Raw genomic sequence first — 20,087 nt, 5'->3', positions numbered from 1 at the left:
CATGTCTCAATTCTTCATCCGCCGCCCGGTGTTCGCCTGGGTGATCGCCCTGTTCATCATCCTGCTGGGGCTGATCGCCATCCCCCAGCTGCCGATCGCGCGCTACCCCTCGGTGGCGCCGCCCTCGGTCACCATCACCGCCAGCTATCCCGGCGCCACGCCGCAGACCATGAGCGACGGCGTGCTCAGCCTGATCGAACGCGAGCTGTCCGGCGTCAAGAACCTGCTGTACTTCGAATCCTCGGCCGACACCTCCGGCATCGCCCAGATCACCGTCACCTTCAAACCGGGCACGGACCCGGAGCTGGCGCAGGTGGACGTGCAGAACAAGCTCAAGGCGGTGGAACCGCGTCTGCCCGCCCCGGTGCGCCAGAACGGCGTGATGGTGGAATCCGCCTCCTCCGGCTTCCTGATGCTGATCGGCCTGCGCTCGGACAGCGGCCGCTTTGACGAAGGCGCGCTCAGCGACTACCTGTCGCGCAATATCGCCGAAGAACTGCGCCGCATCGAAGGCGTGGGCCGCGTGCAGCAGTTCGGCACCGAGCAAGCGATGCGCGTGTGGGTGGACCCGGCCAAGCTGATCACCTACGGCCTGTCCATGAGCGAGCTCACCGCCGCCATCGCCCAACAAAACGTCCAGATCGCCCCCGGCAGCCTGGGCGCCGCGCCGGCGCTGCCCGGCCAGCGCGTCACCGTGCCGCTCACCGTGCAAGGCCAGCTGACCGCGCCGGAAGAGTTCGCCGCCATCGTGCTGCGCGCCAACGCCAACGGCTCCAAGGTGGTGCTGGGCGATGTGGCGCGGGTGGAGATAGGCTCCCAGGGCTACAACTTCGTCAGCCGTGAAAACGGCAAACCCGCCTCCTTCGCCGGCGTGCAGCTGGCGCCGGGCGCCAACGCGGTCAAAACCGCGGAAGCGGTGCGGGCGCGGCTGGCCGAGCTGAGCACCTCCATGCCGGCCGGCATCAGCTATTCGGTGCCCTTCGACACCGCGCCCTTCGTCAAGATCTCCATCGAAAAAGTGATCTACACCCTGCTGGAAGCCATGGTGCTGGTCTTCCTGGTGATGTATCTATTCCTGCAAAACGCGCGCTACACGCTGATCCCGGCCATCGTCGCCCCGGTGGCCATGCTGGGCACCTTCGCCGTGATGCTGGCCACCGGCTTCTCCATCAATGTGCTGACCATGTTCGGCATGGTGCTGGCCATCGGCATCATCGTGGACGACGCCATCGTGGTGGTGGAAAACGTGGAACGGCTGATGGCGGAAGAAGGGCTGTCCCCGCGCGACGCCACCTCCAAGGCGATGAAGGAAATCACCGGCGCCATCATCGGCATCACCCTGGTGCTCACCGCCGTCTTCATTCCCATGGCGCTGTCCAGCGGCTCCGTCGGCGTCATCTACCAGCAATTCTCGCTGTCCATGGCCGTGGCCATCCTGTTCTCCGCGCTGCTGGCGCTGACGCTGACCCCGGCGCTGTGCGCCACCATGCTCAAGCCCATCCCGCAGGGACACCATGAAAAGCGCGGCTTCTTCGGCTGGTTCAACCGCCGCTTCGCCCAGCTCACCGCCTGGTACGAAACCCGCGTCGGCCGGCTGATAGGCCGCGCCGGCCGCGTGATGCTGCTGTTCCTGGCCATCTCCGGCGCGCTGGCCGCCGGCTTCAAGGCGCTGCCCTCCTCCTTCCTGCCGGAAGAAGACCAGGGCTATTTCATGACCAGCTTTCTCCTGCCCGCGGACGCCACCGTCGAGCGCACCCGCGACGTGGTTAAAACGCTCGATGACCATCTGGCGACGCGCCCTGCGCTCCAGTCCAGCATCTCCATCATCGGCTACGGCTTCTCCGGCTCCGGCCCCAACGCCGCGCTGAACTTCGCCGTGCTCAAAGACTGGAAACAACGCGGCGACAGCAGCACCGTGGAAGAAGCCATGCGCGCCCAACAGCGGATGTCCGCCACCACCGAAGGCGCGGCGATGAGCCTGCTGCCGCCGGCCATCGACGAACTGGGCACCAGCTCCGGCTTCAGCCTGCGGCTGCAAGACCGCGCCAACCAGGGCCACGCCGCGCTGAAAGCGGCCGAAGCCAAACTGCTGGAGCTGGCCTCCCGCAGCAAGATCGTCAGCGGCGTCTACCCGGACAGCCTGCCGGCCGGCACCAGCGTGCGCCTGGACATAGACCGGCAGAAAGCCGAGGCGCTGGGCGTGTCCTTCAGCAGCGTCAGCGACACCCTGTCCACCGCCATGGGCTCCACCTACGTCAACGACTTCCCGCACGCCGGCCGCATGCAGCAAGTCATCATCCAGGCCGACGCCCCGGCGCGCATGCAGCTGGACAATGTGCTCAAGCTCTACGTGCGCAACGCCAGCGGCGGCATGGTGCCGCTGGCGGAAGTGGTGCGCCCGGCCTGGTCCGAAACCCCGCTGCAACTGGTGCGCTTCCAGGGCTACCCTTCCGCCCGCCTCTCCGGCGGCGCCGCGCCCGGCTACTCCAGCGGCGCGGCCATGGCCGAGATGGAACGGCTGGCCACGCAACTGCCGCCCGGCTTCGCGCTGGCCTGGACCGGCCAATCGCTGCAAGAACGCCAGTCCGCGTCCCAAGCGCCGATGCTGATGGCGCTGTCCATGATCGTAGTGTTCCTGGTGCTGGCCGCGCTGTATGAAAGCTGGGCCATCCCGCTGTCCGTGATGCTGGTGGTGCCGCTGGGCCTGATCGGCGCCATCGGCGCGGTGATGCTGCGCGGCATGCCCAACGACGTGTTCTTCAAAGTGGGCCTGATCACCGTGATTGGCCTGTCCGCCAAGAACGCCATCCTGATCATCGAGTTCGCCAAGCAACTGCATGAAGAAGGCAAAAGCCTGGTGGAAGCGGCGATGCAAGCCTCCCGGCTGCGACTGCGCCCCATCCTGATGACCTCGCTGGCCTTCGGCCTGGGCGTGCTGCCGCTGATGCTGGCCACCGGCGCCAGCGCCGAAACCCAAAACGCCATCGGCACCGGCGTGTTTGGCGGCATGGTCACCGCCACCGTGCTGGCCATCTTCTTCGTACCCGTATTCTTCGTGGTGGTGATGAGCGCGCAAGCGCGCCTCGCCAGCTGGCGCAAGCCGCGCCCGGCCCCGGAGCAGAAAGCAGAATCATGAGATTACCCCTCCTCCCCCTGTCCCTGAGCGTGGCGCTGGCGCTGAGCGTCTCCGCCTGCTCGCTGACCCAGCCCTTGCGCAAGCCGGAACCGCCGGTGCCGGCCCGCTACGCGGCGACGGCCGACGCGGCCGACCTCAGCGCCAACGCCGCCGACCTGGGCTGGCGCGCGATGTTTGGCGACCGCCGGCTGCAAAGCCTGATCGAGCTGGCGCTGCGCAACAACCGCGACCTGCGCCTGGCTGCTCTCAACGTGGAAGCCGCCGAAGCCCAGTACGGCATCCAGCGCGCCGCGCGGCTGCCGTCCGTGGACGCCGGCGCCGGCCTCACCCGCCAGCGCACCCCGGTCAACCGCGAAACCGATCCGATCACCCCGGCCGCCGTGCAAAACCAGTACGGCGTCAACCTGGGCGTCAGCGCGTTTGAGATCGACCTGTTCGGCCGCGTGCGCTCCCTGTCCGACGCCGCCTTCGCCCGCTACCTGGCCACCGACCACGGCCGCCGCGCCGCGCAGATCGCCCTGGTGGGCGCGGTGGCGGACGCCTACTTCGCGGAACGGCTGGCGCGCGAACAACTGGCGCTGGCGGAACGCACCCAGGCGGACTGGCGGCAATCGCTGGCGCTGGCGCGCCGGCTCAAGGACGCGCAACAGGCCGGCGGCCTGGACGTGGCCCAGGCCGAAGGCCAGGTGGCCAGCGCCGACGCCGACCTGGAAGCGCGCGCCCGCGCCGCGGACCAGGCCCGCAACGCGCTGCGCCTGCTGCTGGGCGCGGAACCGCCGGAAGACCTGCCCGAGCCGCTGCCGCTGGACCGCCAGCCGGTGGTGACCCGGCTGGCCGCCGGCCTGCCCTCGGAACTGCTGTTCCGCCGCCCGGACATCCTGCAAGCCGAACAACAACTGGAAGCCGCCAACGCCGACATCGGCGCCGCGCGCGCCGCCTTCTTCCCGCGGCTGTCGCTCAGCACCTCCGCCGGCTTCCTCAGCCCCGGCCTGCGCAATCTGTTCGACGGCGGCCAGCACGTGTGGAGCTTTGCGCCGCAAATCAACATCCCGCTGTTCCAGGGCGGCCGGCTGCGCGCCGAACTGCGGCTGGCGGAAGTGCGCAAATCCAGCGCCGTGGCCGAATACGAACGCGCCATCCAGATCGCCTTCCGCGAAGTGGCCGACGGCCTGGCCGGCCGCGAAACCTTCAGCCGCCAGATCGACGCCCAGGCGCGAGTGGTGGCCAGCGCGGAACGCCGCGCCGAGCTGTCCGGGCTGCGCTACCGCGCAGGCGTGGACGGCCGGCTGGAACTGCTGGACGCCCAGCGCCAGCTCTACGCGGCGCAACAAGCGCTGCTGGACCTGCGCCGCGGCCAGTTGAGCAACGCCATTGCGTTGTACAAAGCGCTGGGCGGCGGCCTCACCGAGAAGTAAGAACCTGTTTACGATCTGCTGCGCATCGGTAGAGAGATTGTGCGATGAGTGCCCGCTTCGAAATGCTCATGTACCACGCGTACATTCCGCTTTCTCAGTCGTTTTCGCCTTGTCTCGCCTTAGCTCGCGAGATCGTAAACACGTTCTAAGAGCGGCGAACAAACCCCTGATGCGGCGTTTGCGCCGCCGGCCAGCGGCCACCCCTTGTCCCCTCCATTTGTGCGGCCCTAGTTGGCCGCATTTTTTTTACCCCGCCCCCCGCCTTGCAATCCCGCGCCCGCGGATACAAACATAAAGCTGTACCACCCCATTGGCCGCACCAAGATGAAGCTTCTCTCCCACCTCTGGCCGCGCAGTTTCCGGCTGCGGCTCAGCCTGTTGTTCGGCGGCCTGTTCCTCTTGGCCTCCTTGCTGGACGCCGCGCTGGAACCGCAAATCAACCAGGGCCTGCTGCAAGACAAGGGCGAAGCGCTGCAAGCCACCGCGCGCGGCATCGCCAAATCCCTGGCCGCCGGCCTCAGCCAACGGCGGCGGGAACTAGCCTTGCACACGCAAACCCCGGTCTTCCTCAGCGCGCCGCTGGACAGCCCGGCGCTGCGCGGCGGCCTGGAGCGGATCAGACTGCACAACCCGGACTACACCTGGCTGGGCGTGATCGCCCCGGACGGCCGCATCGTCTCCGCCAGCGGCGGCGCGCCGTCCCCCCGCATCGAATTCGCCGCCCCGCTGCACAACGAAGCCGGCAAGCTGCGCGGCGCGCTGGCCGCCCAAAGCTCCTGGGCCTGGGTGGCCAAGCTGATCGCCGACCGCCTGCCGCGCCACAGCGCCGGGGGAGCGCCGCAAATCTTCATCGTCAACCAGAACAACGCCCCGCTGTTTCCGCCCGGCGCGCCGGACCGGGCGGACATGCCCGCGCCGCTAAGCGGGCCGGGCTACCAACAAGGCGACTGGGCAGACGGCGAAACCTATCTCTACGCCGACGCCAAGATAGACGACGCCCCCGGCCCCGGCTGGCGCGTCATCGTCCGCCAAGCGCCGCCGCAAGCGCCGGCCACCCTCAGCCGGCTGCGCTCCGCGCTGACCCTGCCCGGCTGGATCGTCACCCTGCTGCTGATGGCCATGGTCTACCGCTTGGCCGCCGCCTTCAGCCGCCCGCTGGAAACCTTGGCCCACACCGCCCAGCGCGTCAGCGCCGGCGACGAACAAGCGGACTGGAGCCTGCGCAGCGGCGCCCGCGAGCTGCAACAGCTGGCCCAAGCCATGCAACAGATGACCGCCGCTCTGCTGGCGCGCCGCGGCGAACTGGCCGCCGCCAACACCGGCCTGGAACAAAAAGTGGAAGAGCGCACCGAGGCGCTGAGCGAAGCCAATCGCCAACTGGAAGAACGAGCGGCGCAGCTGGAACAGATGGCGCGCAGCGACGCGCTGACCGGCCTGGGCAACCGCATGGCCGCCGCGGAACAGCTGACGGCGGAATACCAACGCTTCCGCCGCAGCCGCGCGCCCTACTCGGTGCTGCTGCTGGACGCCGACTACTTCAAGCGCGTCAACGACAGCCACGGCCATGCGGTGGGCGATCAGGTGCTGCAACAGATCGCCGCCGCCCTGAACGGCGCGGCGCGCGCCACCGACTTCGCCGCCCGCTACGGCGGCGAGGAGTTTCTGCTGCTATTGCCGGACACCGACGCCGAAGGCGCGCTGGTGCTGGCCGAGCGGGTGCGCGCGGCGGTGGCCGCCGCCGCCAACACCGCTGCCGGCGTGGTCACCGTCAGCATCGGCGCGGCCACCGCGCGCGACGACGACGCCACCCACGAAACCATCGTCCAGCGCGCGGACGAGGCTTTGTATCGGGCCAAGGAGAATGGGCGGAATCGGGTGGAGGGAGCGGGGTGAGGGAGCTATTGGGGTGTTGCTGTAAGGTGGCTGATTGAGTGAGGGCTTGTTGGCCATGCGGCTGGGTATGCTTTTACGCTAGCATGACGGCTATCGGCCACAAGCTATCATTGAATTCGGCATCCCCAAGCGGGTATTAGAGTCACAAAATGCGTCAACGACAGTCATGAATCCTAAACTAATCAACCCGATAGCCCCCCATGGACGCTCTTTGCTCCAACAACGAGTTATTTTCAATATCAGGCATTATTTACCGTGACTCTTGATCTCTCTTCCGAACCTATGCTCGGCCACTGGGACGTTTCTCCCTGCGTTTCTCAGTGCGAATACCAATTTGGCCAGCGGCTAGTATATGTACAGCACCCCAAGGGGATTTCTCATTCCCCGTACATTGCAATAGCTCAGAAAACCATCATTGGAACCTGGGAAGACATCCCAAATGCAGTACATTTTGCAGAGAAAATTTCACGCAGCTTACTTCCTAGCTTTTGGGAAGCACACGATGCAAGCCAGACATCCGGCATCCGGTTTGATGTTTACTCAATTCACTATGAGCTAGGCAACCCTCATCCTAGCTACGTGGTTGGCGTTAATCATGATTTTGATTTTAACTACGTAACTTATGCCGATGACGATCTTTGGAGAGAAAATCCAATCACAATAGAGTTACCGGAACCCCCAGATAATTTTTTCCTGTCAGTACGACGCATCGGGGCGAAGCAATTTGAAAATGCCGCCACATAGCTCTATGCTCAAGAGCACGAGCATCTGCTTTCTCAAGGTGAGACCAGTAGCAAAGGAACGAAATAGGCCTCTAGAAAAATAGCAGCTCACGGACGAAGCAAGACACTGACTCTGCTTCAGATCTTGGGCATGCATATTACCTCCCTGCCCTTAGTCACGATGCTTTTCACATCTCACTTGGCCGACTTCAAAAGGAATAAAACGATGCCAGCTTTGAGACGGGTTAGTTTCAAGTATCGATCCGGACCTGCTGCATTACGTAGCCTTTCGGACGGAACGGCATATTTCGCAAAGCCAAGTGAATTGAATGACTCCCTTGAAGCGCAGTTTGAACCCGCCAAATCGTCTCAATTCTCAGTGACTTTAGCAGAGACGTTGACTGAACTGGCCAAGAGCCGCCAGGAGCCTGTTGGATTCGTACCAGATGAATCGTTTGCCTCCGAATTTGATCTGCACATGGCCCGTGAAGATGAACATTTCAAGGAGGCATGTCAGAAATTGGGACTGTTTTCTTCTGCTCGCAGGCCCGACAATCAGCCCATGTGGGCTTACTACAGTAACGACTCAAAAGGCTTCTGCTTTGAGTTGGAATGGCCTGATGAACTGCTTGCAACTTACCAACTAATACCGACTGAAATTCAATACTCAGTCGAGCCACGAGTCCACAATCGTGCCGACGACTTACGCCTTGCCCTCTTGGCACTGGGAGAGGAACATCCTGATTGGACAGTGGATGCAATTGAAAAGCACTCGTTCTCCGAATTATTCAATAGGAACTGGATGGTACGTTCAATGGGGCGTGCAGTGTCAACTAAGCATGCTGACTGGAAACACGAATCCGAGTTAAGAATGATTTCCCCGGCTGCAGGGCCACTACCCATCTTGAAGGCCATACTCAAACGGGTATATTTCGTACGCACTGATTTCCCCGAGTGGAAACCAACCATGATGCTGCTGCACCAGCTCTACCCTAATGTGGAACTTGCTCAAGTCCAATTCTCACATAAGGCCCCGCTGGTCTCTGTCGTTCCTATGATGAAAAAATTGATTCCAACGTAAGAGGAAAACCTAAGCAGCCCCAGCTGTGATGCCGACGCCACCCACAAAGCCATCGTCCAGCGCGCGGACGAGGCTTTGTATCGGGCCAAGGAGAATGGGCGGAATAGGGTGGAGGGGGCGGGGTGAGAGGCTGGGAGCTTTGCGGGGACCAAGCTTTTCGAGTTAGAACGCGTCGATTTAAACCGCTAAACATATTTTTTCTAGCATTATTTCAATCGAACAGTTACCACCTCCCGTCAACACTAAAAATCGCACAAACAAATAGCCACAATACTCCCTATAGTTCTCATTAACACTCCAAAACTCTCTCTATAACACTCTATTCTCTATACCTTTCCAACATCCCATTGCACAGAATTTCCAGGAACTTGCTGAAAAATAAATCCAAACTTCCATTGAGACCAAACAATAAAGGCCCCATCCGACTGCCCACACTCTGGACAGTGCAGGTCTTTTGCTCTATGTCCATCTGGATTCCAAGAATGTATTGTAAAATGCAAACTACAACACAAACACTTAACTTTCTTTTCTACAAATTTTGCTGTTGTCTTGACTAGTTCCTGCACATGAAACACACCACTTTCTGTTAATTTCGCCAAATTACCATTTAGACTTAAATACCCCTTTTTCGCCAACTCAAAAAATTCATCTGGATACTGCTTCCCATCGCTCTCTGAGAAGAAAAAAATCTGGCCGCCTATTCTAATATAAGATCCATGTTCATTATTCACCACCTCTATAGGAGCCTCTTCGCAAGCCGCTGCGAGAAGAATTTCAGTTGCACGATCAGATATATCACGACTCTTATTCTCAGCATGTAATGTTCCAATTATAGCTGCTGAAATAGCGTGCACTTCCCCTCCAGTAATTTGTGGCTGCACCGGCAACTTACCTTTTGCCACCATATCGTAAACCTCATCACGGTGGCCTTTCAGTTCATCAGGACCAAACTCCCTTGTCATTTGGGTTTTTACATGAACAAAAGAATGACAATTAATACAAATTGGAATCAAATTCTCTTCATCATCAGTACCGCCATTAGACCGTTCAACAATGTGATGAATTTGTATTTGAAGTGGAGAAAATCGTCTACAGATACAGCAATGCCTTGCTGATCTAACCAACACATCTACGACTACAGACTCAGGTATTGACATTTACAATCCCCTCTAAAATTGAATTCAATGAATTTGAATACAGATTATCAGGCAACAAACATGAACTTACGTACATTTACGTCATGTCTCTCGAACAAACCCACCATAAGCAGAATCCACATTGCCAAACTCAATCCAGCAGGCTGCACAGCCAAGCAATTCCCCACTCGATTTATTAAATCTTTTGCAAGCATCAAAATAATAAACAGACACCATCAAATCGAAAAATGAGAAGTTATTAATAGCCACAGCCATTCTACACCATCAAGAACCATTGACTCACCCAAACCACACCCCTACCGAATAATTCCCCTTATCTCCTTGCCCCCTTGTGTCTTAAGTCAATAGAACGCGTCCCCCTAACTTCATAAAAAGGATGTCCCTTAACCAAAACCCAAACTCATAGGCAAACCAGATCTCACCCAAACCAGAAGTCGAGAGGAAAACTCCAAAGCCAGCAATCTTAGTTTCCCTTTCATCGCCCCCACCCTTGACGCCCCCTCCCAGCCTGTTTAGGCTTGGTCCCGCGTCGTGCCCAATACGCGACGCAGGGCTTGCAAACCCAAAATCGTTTAACCGCAGACTAAATCGTGTCCGCTTTGGCACCGTTACGTCTGCTGCCACGCCGTACCCATTCGGGGCGGGCCGTGGCAGGGAGCCTCTCGGGGCTGCCGGTCTATTGGTTAAACGAACCGGTTTTGCAACCTTGTCATGTGCCTGCCCCAGCCTCGCCTGGGCAGGTTTCCACAGATGACATGGAGACCGTGATGACCTTCTCTACCTTTCCCCCCGCCATGCCGCCTCCCGCCTGCCCCCATTGCGCAGGCCAAGCCGCCACACCCGCCGCTGCCCCGGTCATGGAGCAACTGCGCCTCTGCCTGCAACGCTTGCCCGTCGTTTCCTCCGACGAGGCGCTGCTGGGCGATCTGAGCTGGCAACTGAACCACTATTACATTGAGCTGGACTCCGCCCTGCTTCGCGCCGTGATGGACATGCGCGCCGCCCACACCGGGCTGCAGGCCTTGGTGACTCTGCTGGAGCGCCGCGACGAGCCGCTGCTGTTCAGCAGCGAGGAAGCGCTGGCCTTGCTGGAACCGATACAGCAGCGCTTGAAACAAGGGCTGGAACATCTTAACGGCGTGCAGTGATGGCTATCAGAGAGAGCATTGCCATGATGAAGCTGCTGATCCAGCACCGCGACGTCCTCCAACGCGCCGCCAGTTTGATCTCCGCCTATGAAGAGCGGATCGGGGCCATTGCGCTGACGGACGATCACCCGGACCATCCGGCGGACACCGCCGCCATCCATCTGGAGATCCGGCAGGCGCAGACGAGTTTTTACCTGTGGGACAAATGGCGTGGCGAACACGAACCGGCCCGCGTCGCCTTGTTGCGGATGTGGGCGTCCGGCAAGTGGACCAACCGCGACACCTGTGCGCGGGAATGCTATCGCCTGGCGGGCTTCAGCAATATAGTCACCGCCCGTCAGGCGCTGGTGGGCGCGCCGGCGCCGGAGCCTTTGGCCGTCCGAAGCCAGCCCGCGCTGTGGGTGAAGCTGTAGGCGAACCCCGCCAACGCGCGGCTATCCCGCGGAGCGGTTGCGTCTAGCCTGTTCCGCGTGGATACCGCTGCGCGTCGTCCTCCCTGCAAGAAGCGGCGTGGGGCGTCTTAGAACTTATTTACGCTCTAGCGAGCAAGAGCAAGGCAAGGCGGAAACGACCGAAAAGGCAGCCAGAGTCGTGAGAAAGGCACAAGATGAGCCACAACTAGGCATGCCGCCAGAATCAGTCTGTGAGTGGCTTTCAGCTGGCTTCATACTGAACAGCAAGCTCCAGTCCTTTGTCACTTAGGTAATACCCACTTTCTTGTGAACGAGCGAGCGGCCGATAAAACCTCAGATACTCTTTGTTGTGCAGTTGTCGAACTGCATTATCCACCCGAAGCCTCGACAAATCTCCTTTAGCCAAAACAGCGAGACTACTTGATGGTATTTTTTTAACATTATTATTCAATTGATGCACAAAGTAACTTAACACAACCTTTTCATCATTTGAAAGAGAAGCAAGCCCCTTTCCATTAGTTAAAACCTTATTTGACAACTCTTCTTCAAGCTGCTCATAGGCCTCTACTAGTGCATCATACTTATTGAGAAATTTTACAACCCAAACTACTGTAAAAAAGACAGCCAAAATCAGAATAGCATTATACGAATACCACCAACCTCTTGTTACTTCTAAAGACTCACTAAGCCAAGCCCACATTGTAGAAAATGCCCCAGCCACCCAGCCCTTAGGAATTAAGTTATTTTTAACATCTTCTATTACGAGGTCATACCCCCCCTTGCCAACCAACGTAAAGAATGCGGTTAACAGTATGAGCTTAAATGATTTCTTTTCCATTGCGACTAGCTTTACTTGCTTTTAATGATGAAATCATAGCACTTTCCAGCAGGATCGGACTCCAAGAAGATAATTTAAAGTGAAATTAGTATTCGGTTTCTTAGCTACCTCCATTATTAAGAAAATACTGCTATAGCTATTCATAAAGCAAAACGAATCATTCTTCCCCACTTAAGCACAATTTCCAAACGCCTTCAGCTTGTCCACATCCACCAGCGTGATGTCGCGCCCGTCCACCTGGATCAGCTCCGCCTCAATCAACTGGTGCAGCATGCGCGAGAAAGTCTCCGGCGTCAGGTTGAGCCGGGAGGCGATCAGGCTCTTGTTCACCGGCAGCGATACCTGCGGCGTCAGGCTGTCGCCGTCTTCCGGGATGTGTTGCAGCAGATAGCCAATCACCCGCTGCAAGGAGCTTTCTATGGAGTAGCGCTCCACGTCCCGCACCAGGCCGTGCAGGCGCAGCGACAGGCCGGCCAGCAAGCGCCGGGCAAAGGCCGGGTCGTGGTCTATCGCTTGCAGGATGCCGGCCGCCTCCACTTTGAGCAGCATGCCGTCTTCCAGAAACTGAGCCATTACCGGGCAAGGCCGGCCCAGGAACATCACCGCCTCGGCGAAGCTTTGGCCGGGGTGGATGATTTCCATCACTTTTTCGCTGCCCTGCGCCGAGGACAGCGCCAGCTTCACCCGGCCGTACACCACCAGGAACATGCCGTCGCAGGGGTCGCCCTTCTGAAAGATCACCTGGCCCTTGAGGCCGCGCAGTTCTTGGGTGTGCGGCACCAGCGCCTGGATCTGTTCCGGGGAGAGTTGCTGAAACAGCGGCTGGTGGCGCAGGAAGGAAGGGATGTCCAGATGGCTCATGACGGTGTGGCTCGATGATGGGGTAGGTTCTCACTATAAAAGCGCGCTCCGCCAAGGACCATGCGCCATTGGCAGCAGCCGCCTAGTTCGATGTGATTAGAAAAAGTCTTGCCGGCAGCTTCAATATGTTGAAGCGTTGCATGGATAGGTGGGAAACCGCGTATTCGACGTTTTGAACCATCATCCCTCTCGAAGAGGTCGTAAACAGGCTCTACGGCGCTAGCCTCAATGTTGGGCCGCGCGGCTCCACGGCGTCAGCGCCGGCCGCGCGTGGCGGCCCGGCTCCACGCCGATTTCCGCATCGCTCAGATAACAGGCCGGGTCCGCCGCCCAGAAGTCTCCGCTCAGCTCCCAGGCGCGCACCCGGGTATTGCCGTTGCAGATATCCAGGTGGCCGCAAGCGCCGCAGCGGCCGGCCACTGGGCGCGGGGATTGGCGCAGGCCGCTCATCAGCGGGTGATGCGGCTGTTGCCAGATCACGGAAAACGGCTGTTCCCGCACATTGCCCAGCGTCACTTTCCACCACATGGTGTCCGGATGCACATTGCCCAGGTTGTCGATATTGGCGATGTGGACGCCGCTGGCGTTGCCGCCCCAGCGCCGCAGCGCCCGCAGCAGCGCGTCGGCCCGCTCCGGATAATGCCGGCGCGCCCAGTGCAGCAGGTAGACGCCGTCCGCGTCGTTGTTGCCGGTGACGAAATCCCGCGGCCGGCCGGCGTCCAGCTGGGCCATCGCCTGCTGGATCAGCAACTCCAGCGCCCAGCGGCTGCGGGCGTGGCGGGCGTCGTCGGCGCGGTGTTTGTTGCCGCGCCCGGCGTAGTTGAGGTGGGAGAAGTAGAACTTGTCTATGTCTTCGTCCGCCATCAGTTGCAGCAGCGCCGGCAGGTCCGCGGCGTTGTCTTTGGTCATGGTGTAGCGGATGCCCACTTTCAGGCCGGCGTCGCGCGCCAGCCGCAGGCCCTGCAAGGCCAGATCAAAGCCGCCGTCCAGCCGCCGGAAGCGGTCATGGGTGGCGCCGATACCGTCCAGGCTGACGCCCACGTAATCAAAGCCGATGTCCGCCAGCGTGGCGGCGGCGGCCTGGTCTATCAGGGTGCCGTTGCTGGACAGGCCGATATAAAAGCCCAGCGCCTTGGCGCGCCGGGCAATGGCCGGCAGGTCCGGCCGCAGCAGCGGTTCGCCGCCGGACAGGATCAGCACGCGCACGCCGTAGGCGTGGAGGTCGTCCAGCACCGCATAGGCTTCTTCGGTGCTCAGTTCGCCGGCGAAGTCGCGGTTGGCTGAGGTGGAGTAGCAGTGCTGGCAGGTAAGGTTGCAGCGGCGGATCAGGTTCCAGATCACCACCGGGCCTTGCGGGCCGACGGGCATGGCGCGGCCCGGCGGTTGGGACGCCGCCGGCTCGCGCAGCAGGCGCAGGTATTGGGTTAATCGCAACATGGCCGGCTCCGCCGCGGGAAGATGGCTCAGTGTGCGGCCGGGGGCGGCGGCGGCTCCTTGACGCGGGTCAATGGAATCTGGAGCGTATCAAAGCCTCAAGCCCGTTTTCTTCAAAATCCGGCTGGAAAACAGCACCTCGTGGCCGCGACAGGCCTCGCCCAGCAAGGCGCGCGCGTCGTCCACCGCGGCCAGCACCGCCGGCCGCTCGCTGCCGTGCAGCATGGCGAACAGATTGTACGGCCAACCCGGCCGACGCGGACGGCGGTAGCAGTGGCTAACCGCGTCCAGGCCTCCCAGTTGCGCGCCCAGCGCGTCCACTTGCTCGTCGGCCACGTCGAACACCGCCATGCCGTTGGCGCGGTAGCCGATGGCGTAATGGTTGGGCACCGCGCCGATGCGGCGCACCACGCCCTGCTCCAGCCAGCGCGCCAGCCGCGCCGTCACTTCGGCTTCCGCCCAGCCCAGTTGCCGCGCAATGTCGCGGTAAGGGTAGCGGCACAGCGGCAGGCCGGCCTGGGTGGCGCGGATCAGCCGCCGGTCGTCCTCGCTCAACACAGCCGGCTCGCCTGCCCGCCGCGCGCCGGCGGCCGCGCCCACCGGAGCCGCGCCGCCCACCTGGAAACGCATGCCCACAAAGTATTCCCGCTCTTTGGGAAACAGGTTCACTTCCAGGCCGGTGACCAGTTCGATGCCGCGCCGGGCGGCGTCGATGGCGGCGGCGCTGTCCGCGGCCAGTACAAACCACATATTGAGCCGGTGCTCGCGGCGGTAGTTGTGCGCCACCGCCGGCAGCGCGTTGACGGCGGCGGCCACTTCGTCGAAGCGAGCTTCCGGCGCGGCCAAGGCGGCCAGCACGAAGCAGCCGCCCAGGCGTTCTATCTGGTACATCGGCCCAAAGCGGCTGAGCACGCCGGCGTGCAGCAGTGCGCGCAGGCGGCGGATCAGGCCGTCTTCGCCCAGGCCCAGGCTGCGTCCGGTCGCCGCGTAGGGGCGCGACACCAGCGGGAAGCCGCCTTGCAGCCGGTCTATCAGCCGCGCGTCCAAGGCGTCCAGCGTGTCCAGCATTGTCAGCGCTTCAGGCGTATCCATAACAGGCTCCGGTTTGTTTGTAGCGCCGGGTGGAGCGCAGCACCGCCTGCGGCAGCCGTTCCAGGCCGTGCCGGCGGCGGATGTCCGCCAGCGCGGCGTCCAGGCTCTGCGCGTCGCGGGCGTGGACCATGGTGAACAGTTGGTAAGGCCAGTCCGGCGGCCGCGGCGGACGTTCGTAGCACAGGGTGACGGCCGGTTCCGTCGCCAGCGCCAGCGCCACGCGCTCGCGTTCGGCGTCGTCGTCTATCCGCCACACCCACATGGCGTTGGCGCGGTAGCCCAGTTCCGGGTGGCGCACCACCATGCCGAAGCGGCGGATAACGCCTTGCTGCCGCCAGTGGGCGATTTGCGCCAGGGTCTGGGCTTCGCTCAGCGCGCATTGCGCGCCCAGCGCTTGATAAGGCCGTTCGGTCAATGGCAGGCCCGGCGACAGCGCCGCCAGCAGCCGCTGGCGCTGGCCGGCGGACAGGCCGGGGTCGTCCGCCGCCGCCGGCGCTTCCGCCGCCGCGGCGGACTCCGCCAGGAAGGAAAAGCCCAGGTCGATGTGGTATTCGCGCAGCAGCGGCAGGTCCAGCGACAGGATGCCGGTGGCCAGCCGGATGCGGCTCAGCGCCGCGGCCACGCCGGCCGAGGAGGCGGCGGCAACGACGAACCACAGGTTGTAATGATGGTCCCGCTGGTAGTTGTGGTTGACCTCGCGCTGGCGGCTGACGAAGGCGGCCACTTCTTCCAGCCGCTCCGCCGGCACCGCCATTGCCGCCAGGGTGCTGTTACCCACGGTGTTGGGCGCGAACACCGCGCCGACGCGGGCCAGCAGGCCGGCCGCCTGGGCGTCTTGCAGCGCGGCCAGCAGCCGGGCTTCGCCCCAGCCCTGGCCCATGCCGGCGGCGAGCGCGGCGAAGGGGCGCGGCAGCAGCGGAAAACCGCGCTGGCAGCCGTTGATCAGCCGCAGCAGGACTGGATCGGCGTCTGAAATAACCATGGCTACATCCCGATGCGGCTGGCGCGCCAGCTGAAGAAGATGCCGGACGGGCTCCGCGCCGGCAGTTCGCGCAGCACTTTGAGGCTGGCGGTGTCCACCACCACCAGCTTGTCCTCGTCGCGGCTGGACAGCCACACCGCGTCGCCGCGCGGGGTGAACTCCATGTGCAGGATGGCCTTGCCCGGCTTCAGGGTGGCGATCACGCTGCGCGTGGGCACGTCGATGACTTGCACCTTGTCGTTGTCTGGGAAAGCAAAGTTGACCCAGACCCGCCGCCCGGACGGTTCCGCCATCACAAACACCGGCTGGCCCAGCACCGGTATGGCGGCCAGTTGCGCCCAGCTGCGGTTGTCCGCCAGCAGCACTTCGTGGCGGCCGATGGCGGGCAGGAAGGCGTAATCCCCGGCCAGCGCCCAGCCGCGCAGATGCGGCATCTTGTACACCGGCAGCGGCTGCTGGCCGCGGCCGTAGCCGGCCAGGATGCGGCGCACGCCTTGTTCCGGCCGCCAGGTGTCCAGCAGGGACAGGCCGTCTTCGCCGTACAGCCCTGCCAGGAAGTAGCGGCCGTCCATGCTGGCCAGGCCGTCGTAGGGGCGCTTGCCGGCGTCGCGGTAGCGGGTCAGTGTCGGCTGGGCCGGGTCCGCGGCGTCCAGCACGTCGATTTCATCGGCGTCGAACAGCGCGTAGACGAAGCGCCGGCCCGGCAGGTCCGCCAGGCCCACCACGCGCGAGGGCTTGCCGTCCGCGCCCGGCGCGGCGGGCACCGAGGCCAGCGGCGTCAGCGTGGCGGCGTCGAACAGCCGCACCCCGCCCGGCTGGTAGTTTTGCGCGGCCAGCACGCGGCCGTCCGAGGAGATGGCGCCGCCTATGCTGTTGCCGGCCTGCACCACGCGCCGTTCCAGCCGCCGGCGCAGCAGGTCCACTTTGCTGATGGCGCCGTCGCGGCCAAACACGTAGGCGTAACGCGCGTCGCGCGAGAACACCACCGAGGCGTGGGACAGATCGCCCAGCCCTTCCACCCGGCCCAGGCTTTCGGCGCGGGTGTTGTCCACCACTTGCACGCTGCCGCTGGCGCGTTCTATCACCACGCCCAGGTCGCCGGTGCCGCGCGGCGCGGCGCAGCCGCCCAGCAGCGCGGCCAAGGCCGGGATCAGGGCGGCGCGCCCTGCTTTAACCAGTAAACCAGCCATATCGCTTCTTCTTCCGTCAAAAAAGGCCGCCACGGCGGCATGGCCGTGCCGGGCCGGCCGGCCAGGATCACCGCGGCCAGGCTGGCGTCCGGTTTGTCCTTGAGCGCCTCCGGCGTCAGCGGGCTGCCCAGGCCGCCGCGCAGGCTCAGGCCGTGGCAGGCGCCGCAGTCCTGACGCGCCAGGTGGCGCAGCTGGGCCGCCCGCTCCGGCGCGGGGGCGGTTGGCGCGGCGACGGCGGCGCCGCAGAGCAGCAGCAGCGCCGCCGCGAGGCGCGTCAACGGCTCAGCACCCATTGCACCATGACCTTGAGGTCCGCATCCGGCACTTGCGGGTTGGGTGACATCGGCACCGGGCCAAAGCTGCCGGAGCCGCCCTTCTTCACTTTGTCTATCAGCTTGGCGGTGGCGTCCTGCCCCTTGTACTTGGCGGCCACCTGTTGGTAGGACGGCCCCACCAGCTTGGCGTCCAGCGCGTGGCAGGCCAGGCAGTTGTGTTGCTTGAGCAGCGCTTCCGGCGCGGCGGCGGCGGCCGGCAGCGCGTGCAGCGCCAGGGCGGCGCAGGCCAGGATCAGGCTTGTTTTCATTGCGGTCTCCTCCGCCCGCCGGGGCTGACCCGGCGGGCGTGCTGGCGGGGTCAGTAGATGTCGTGCTGGGTGTTGTAGACGTTGAATTTGCCGGTGGGGGTGATCAGGCGCGGGTCCTTGATCACGGCCTTGAGCTTGCGGGTTTTGTCGTCCACCACCACGATGGCGGATTGCTTGTCCTTGGCGCTCCAGACTGAGAACCAGACTTCGTCGCCGGCCTTGTTGAACTCCGGCTGCAACACGCGCTTGGCGCCGTCGCTCAGGCCGGACCATTCGCCTATCGGCAGCATGGAGAAGCCCTTGTCCAGGTGCTTGATGTCGAACACCGCCACGCTCTGGCTGAGCTTGGCGTCCGGGTTGAACACGGTGTCCACCCACAGATTGGCGGATTGCGGATGGGTCTTGATGAACAGCGAGCCGCCGCCCTGCCCTTTGAGCGTGCGCACCACTTTCCAGGCCTGGGCCTTGTGTTTCTCCGGATCGGTGCCCACCAGGCTGATGCTGTCGTCGCCCAGGTGGCTGGTGGCCCAGACCGGCCCGTATTGCGGATCGGTGAAGTTGGCGCCGCGGCCGGGGTGCGGGGTTTTGCCCACGTCCACCAGCGCCGCCAGCTTGTCCAGCTTGGTGTCCACCACCGCCACTTTATTGGAGGCGTTGGCGGCCACCATGAAGTAGCGGCCGCTGGCGTCGAAGCCGCCGTCGTGCAGGAATTTGGCGGCGTCTATGGTGGTGGTCTTGAGGTTGGCCAGGTCCGAGTAGTCCACCATCATGATCTTGCCGGTTTCCTTGGCGTTGACAACGAATTCCGGCTTGTAATGGCTGGCCACGATGGAGGCCACGCGCGGTTCCGGGTGGTATTCGTTGTCCACCGTCATGCCGCGGGTGCCGACGATTTTCAGCGGCTTGAGGCTGGCCCCGTCCATGATCACGTATTGCGGCGGCCAGTAAGCGCCGGCCACCGCCAGCTTGTCGTCGTAGCCGCGGTATTTGGAGGTTTCCACCGAGCGCGCTTCCAGGCCGATGCGGATTTCCGCCACGCTGTCCGGCTTGGCCATCCACAGGTCCACCAGGTTGATCTTGCCGTCGCGGCCGATCACGTACAGGTAGCGGCCGGATTTCGACAGCCGGGAGATGTGCACGGCGTAGCCGGTCTTGATCACGCTGACGATCTGTTTGCTGTGGCCGTCGATCAGCGCGATTTCGCCGGCGTCGCGCAGGGTGACGGAGAACAGGTTGGAGATGTCCAGCTGGTTTTCCTTGCGCCGCGGACGCTTGTCCACCGGCACTTGTACTTTCCAGGTGGCCAGCATGTCCTGCATGCCGAACTCCGGCGGGGTGGGCGGCTCTTGCTGCACGTAGCGCGCCATCAGGTCCACTTGCTGATCGTTGAATTCGCCGGAGGTGCCCCAGTTGGGCATGCCGGCCGGGGAGCCGTATTTGATGAAGGTTTTCAGGTATTCAGTGCCGCGCGCCAGGGTGATGTCCGGCGTCAGCGCCTTGCCGGTGGCGCCTTTGCGCAGCACGCCGTGACAGCCGGCACAGCGTTCGAAGTAGATTTGCTTGCCGCGGGTGAATTCCGCCTCGGTCATCGGCGGGGCTTTGGCATTGGCGTTCTGATGCATCGCCTCGCCGGCGGGCGGGGCGGCGGTGTCCGCCCAGACGGGGGCCGCGGCCAGCGGCAACAGGGCCAGCAATGCGCCCTTGGTGAACAGGGACTGCTTAGGAGACTTCATGGCATGCGCTCCAGCGTTAGGAATAACCCTTTTGCGAGCATGATCATCCCGGACGCATATGGACAGCCTTGATTCGAATCAACGCTTGCCGGAGCCGTCCTGTCCGGTGACCGGGGAATCTTCCAGACCCCAGTTGCCGTATTGATACCAGTCGTCGCCCAGCACTTCCGCCGGATGTTGGGTGCGGCTGGAGCCGTTGCCGCATTGCAGGGAGTTGGCCGGGCAATAGAGGTCACAGCCCCAGCAGATGCGTTCGGGGTGGGCGGGGTGCAGCGGGAATTTTTTGGCCATGGAATCCTTCTGTGTTCGCGATGTTCATCATTTTCGAATCCGCTTCGCGGATGATGATTTAGGGCCGGTTCCGCCCGGCAAACGGAAAGGGAGATTTGCGCGGCCAAATCTCCCTTTA

Annotated in this window: 18 protein-coding genes; 7 read left to right on the top strand and 11 right to left on the bottom strand. The window is 62.7% G+C overall.

The genetic code is table 11. The features are described from left to right. Position 1: 1 nt before the first annotated feature. From VK98_RS10995 to VK98_RS23325, 5 genes are all read left to right on the top strand, one after another. Complete coding sequence (locus VK98_RS10995) at positions 2–3,136, top strand: multidrug efflux RND transporter permease subunit (RefSeq protein WP_048414078.1); 3,135 nt, start codon at positions 2–4, stop codon at positions 3,134–3,136. Then, positions 3,133–4,551, top strand: a complete 1,419-nt coding sequence (locus VK98_RS10990) for an efflux transporter outer membrane subunit (RefSeq protein ID WP_048414077.1) — start codon at positions 3,133–3,135, stop codon at positions 4,549–4,551. The genes VK98_RS10995 and VK98_RS10990 overlap by 4 nt, the downstream gene beginning before the upstream one ends. 324 nt (positions 4,552–4,875) lie before the next feature. Beyond that, positions 4,876–6,444, top strand: coding sequence for a sensor domain-containing diguanylate cyclase (locus tag VK98_RS10985; RefSeq protein WP_048414076.1), 1,569 nt, complete (start codon positions 4,876–4,878; stop codon positions 6,442–6,444). A 255-nt stretch (positions 6,445–6,699) separates the two neighbouring features. Further along, positions 6,700–7,188 (top strand): hypothetical protein, encoded by a 489-nt coding sequence (locus VK98_RS23700; RefSeq protein WP_156187830.1) that lies wholly within the window; start codon positions 6,700–6,702, stop codon positions 7,186–7,188. Between the two features lie 204 nt (positions 7,189–7,392). Continuing rightward, complete coding sequence (locus tag VK98_RS23325; RefSeq protein ID WP_197083031.1) at positions 7,393–8,247, top strand: DUF2971 domain-containing protein; 855 nt, start codon at positions 7,393–7,395, stop codon at positions 8,245–8,247. A 326-nt stretch (positions 8,248–8,573) separates the two neighbouring features. Here the strand turns inward: VK98_RS23325 and VK98_RS23320 are convergent, their stop codons facing one another. After that, positions 8,574–9,404: an HNH endonuclease gene (locus VK98_RS23320; protein WP_082158918.1), complete on the bottom strand. Its 831-nt coding sequence runs from the start codon at positions 9,402–9,404 to the stop codon at positions 8,574–8,576. An 857-nt stretch (positions 9,405–10,261) separates the two neighbouring features. On the opposite strand from VK98_RS23320, the gene VK98_RS10980 reads away from it, so the two are divergent. Next, positions 10,262–10,552, top strand: coding sequence for a hypothetical protein (locus VK98_RS10980; RefSeq protein WP_048413730.1), 291 nt, complete (start codon positions 10,262–10,264; stop codon positions 10,550–10,552). Between the two features lie 23 nt (positions 10,553–10,575). Further along, positions 10,576–10,965, top strand: coding sequence for a hypothetical protein (locus VK98_RS10975; RefSeq protein ID WP_197083030.1), 390 nt, complete (start codon positions 10,576–10,578; stop codon positions 10,963–10,965). A gap of 241 nt (positions 10,966–11,206) precedes the next feature. Here the strand turns inward: VK98_RS10975 and VK98_RS23695 are convergent, their stop codons facing one another. The 10 genes from VK98_RS23695 to VK98_RS10930 form a co-directional block, all read right to left on the bottom strand. Then, positions 11,207–11,803: a hypothetical protein gene (locus tag VK98_RS23695; RefSeq protein WP_156187829.1), complete on the bottom strand. Its 597-nt coding sequence runs from the start codon at positions 11,801–11,803 to the stop codon at positions 11,207–11,209. 171 nt (positions 11,804–11,974) lie between these two features. Continuing rightward, the gene (locus VK98_RS10970) at positions 11,975–12,664 is read right to left on the bottom strand and encodes a Crp/Fnr family transcriptional regulator (protein WP_048414074.1); all 690 of its coding nucleotides are present in this window, start codon (positions 12,662–12,664) and stop codon (positions 11,975–11,977) included. 225 nt (positions 12,665–12,889) lie between these two features. After that, positions 12,890–14,101 (bottom strand): heme d1 biosynthesis radical SAM protein NirJ, encoded by a 1,212-nt coding sequence (gene nirJ / locus VK98_RS10965; RefSeq protein ID WP_048414073.1) that lies wholly within the window; start codon positions 14,099–14,101, stop codon positions 12,890–12,892. A gap of 87 nt (positions 14,102–14,188) precedes the next feature. After that, on the bottom strand, positions 14,189–15,190 hold the full coding sequence (locus VK98_RS10960; protein WP_231589257.1) for an Lrp/AsnC family transcriptional regulator: 1,002 nt from the start codon (positions 15,188–15,190) through the stop codon (positions 14,189–14,191). Then, complete coding sequence (locus VK98_RS10955) at positions 15,177–16,172, bottom strand: Lrp/AsnC family transcriptional regulator (protein ID WP_048414071.1); 996 nt, start codon at positions 16,170–16,172, stop codon at positions 15,177–15,179. The genes VK98_RS10960 and VK98_RS10955 overlap by 14 nt, the downstream gene beginning before the upstream one ends. Positions 16,173–16,174: 2 nt before the next feature. Further along, entirely contained in the window at positions 16,175–17,362 is a 1,188-nt protein-coding gene (locus VK98_RS10950; RefSeq protein WP_048414070.1) for a cytochrome D1 domain-containing protein, read from the bottom strand. Continuing rightward, the gene (locus VK98_RS10945) at positions 17,323–17,640 is read right to left on the bottom strand and encodes a cytochrome c (RefSeq protein ID WP_304413554.1); all 318 of its coding nucleotides are present in this window, start codon (positions 17,638–17,640) and stop codon (positions 17,323–17,325) included. Before VK98_RS10945 ends, VK98_RS10950 begins: the two co-directional genes overlap by 40 nt. Next, positions 17,637–17,945 (bottom strand): c-type cytochrome, encoded by a 309-nt coding sequence (locus VK98_RS10940; RefSeq protein ID WP_048414068.1) that lies wholly within the window; start codon positions 17,943–17,945, stop codon positions 17,637–17,639. Before VK98_RS10940 ends, VK98_RS10945 begins: the two co-directional genes overlap by 4 nt. A gap of 50 nt (positions 17,946–17,995) precedes the next feature. Continuing rightward, on the bottom strand, positions 17,996–19,678 hold the full coding sequence (locus VK98_RS10935; RefSeq protein WP_048414067.1) for a nitrite reductase: 1,683 nt from the start codon (positions 19,676–19,678) through the stop codon (positions 17,996–17,998). Between the two features lie 78 nt (positions 19,679–19,756). Next, on the bottom strand, positions 19,757–19,969 hold the full coding sequence (locus VK98_RS10930; protein WP_048414066.1) for a DUF3079 domain-containing protein: 213 nt from the start codon (positions 19,967–19,969) through the stop codon (positions 19,757–19,759). Positions 19,970–20,087: the final 118 nt, after the last annotated feature.

It is taken from the genome of Chromobacterium sp. LK11 (assembly GCF_001043705.1).
Classification (GTDB): Bacteria; Pseudomonadota; Gammaproteobacteria; order Burkholderiales; family Chromobacteriaceae; genus Chromobacterium; species Chromobacterium alkanivorans.
The sequence above is the reverse complement of the archived record's forward strand: the minus strand, read 5'-3'. Positions and strand labels throughout refer to the sequence as shown.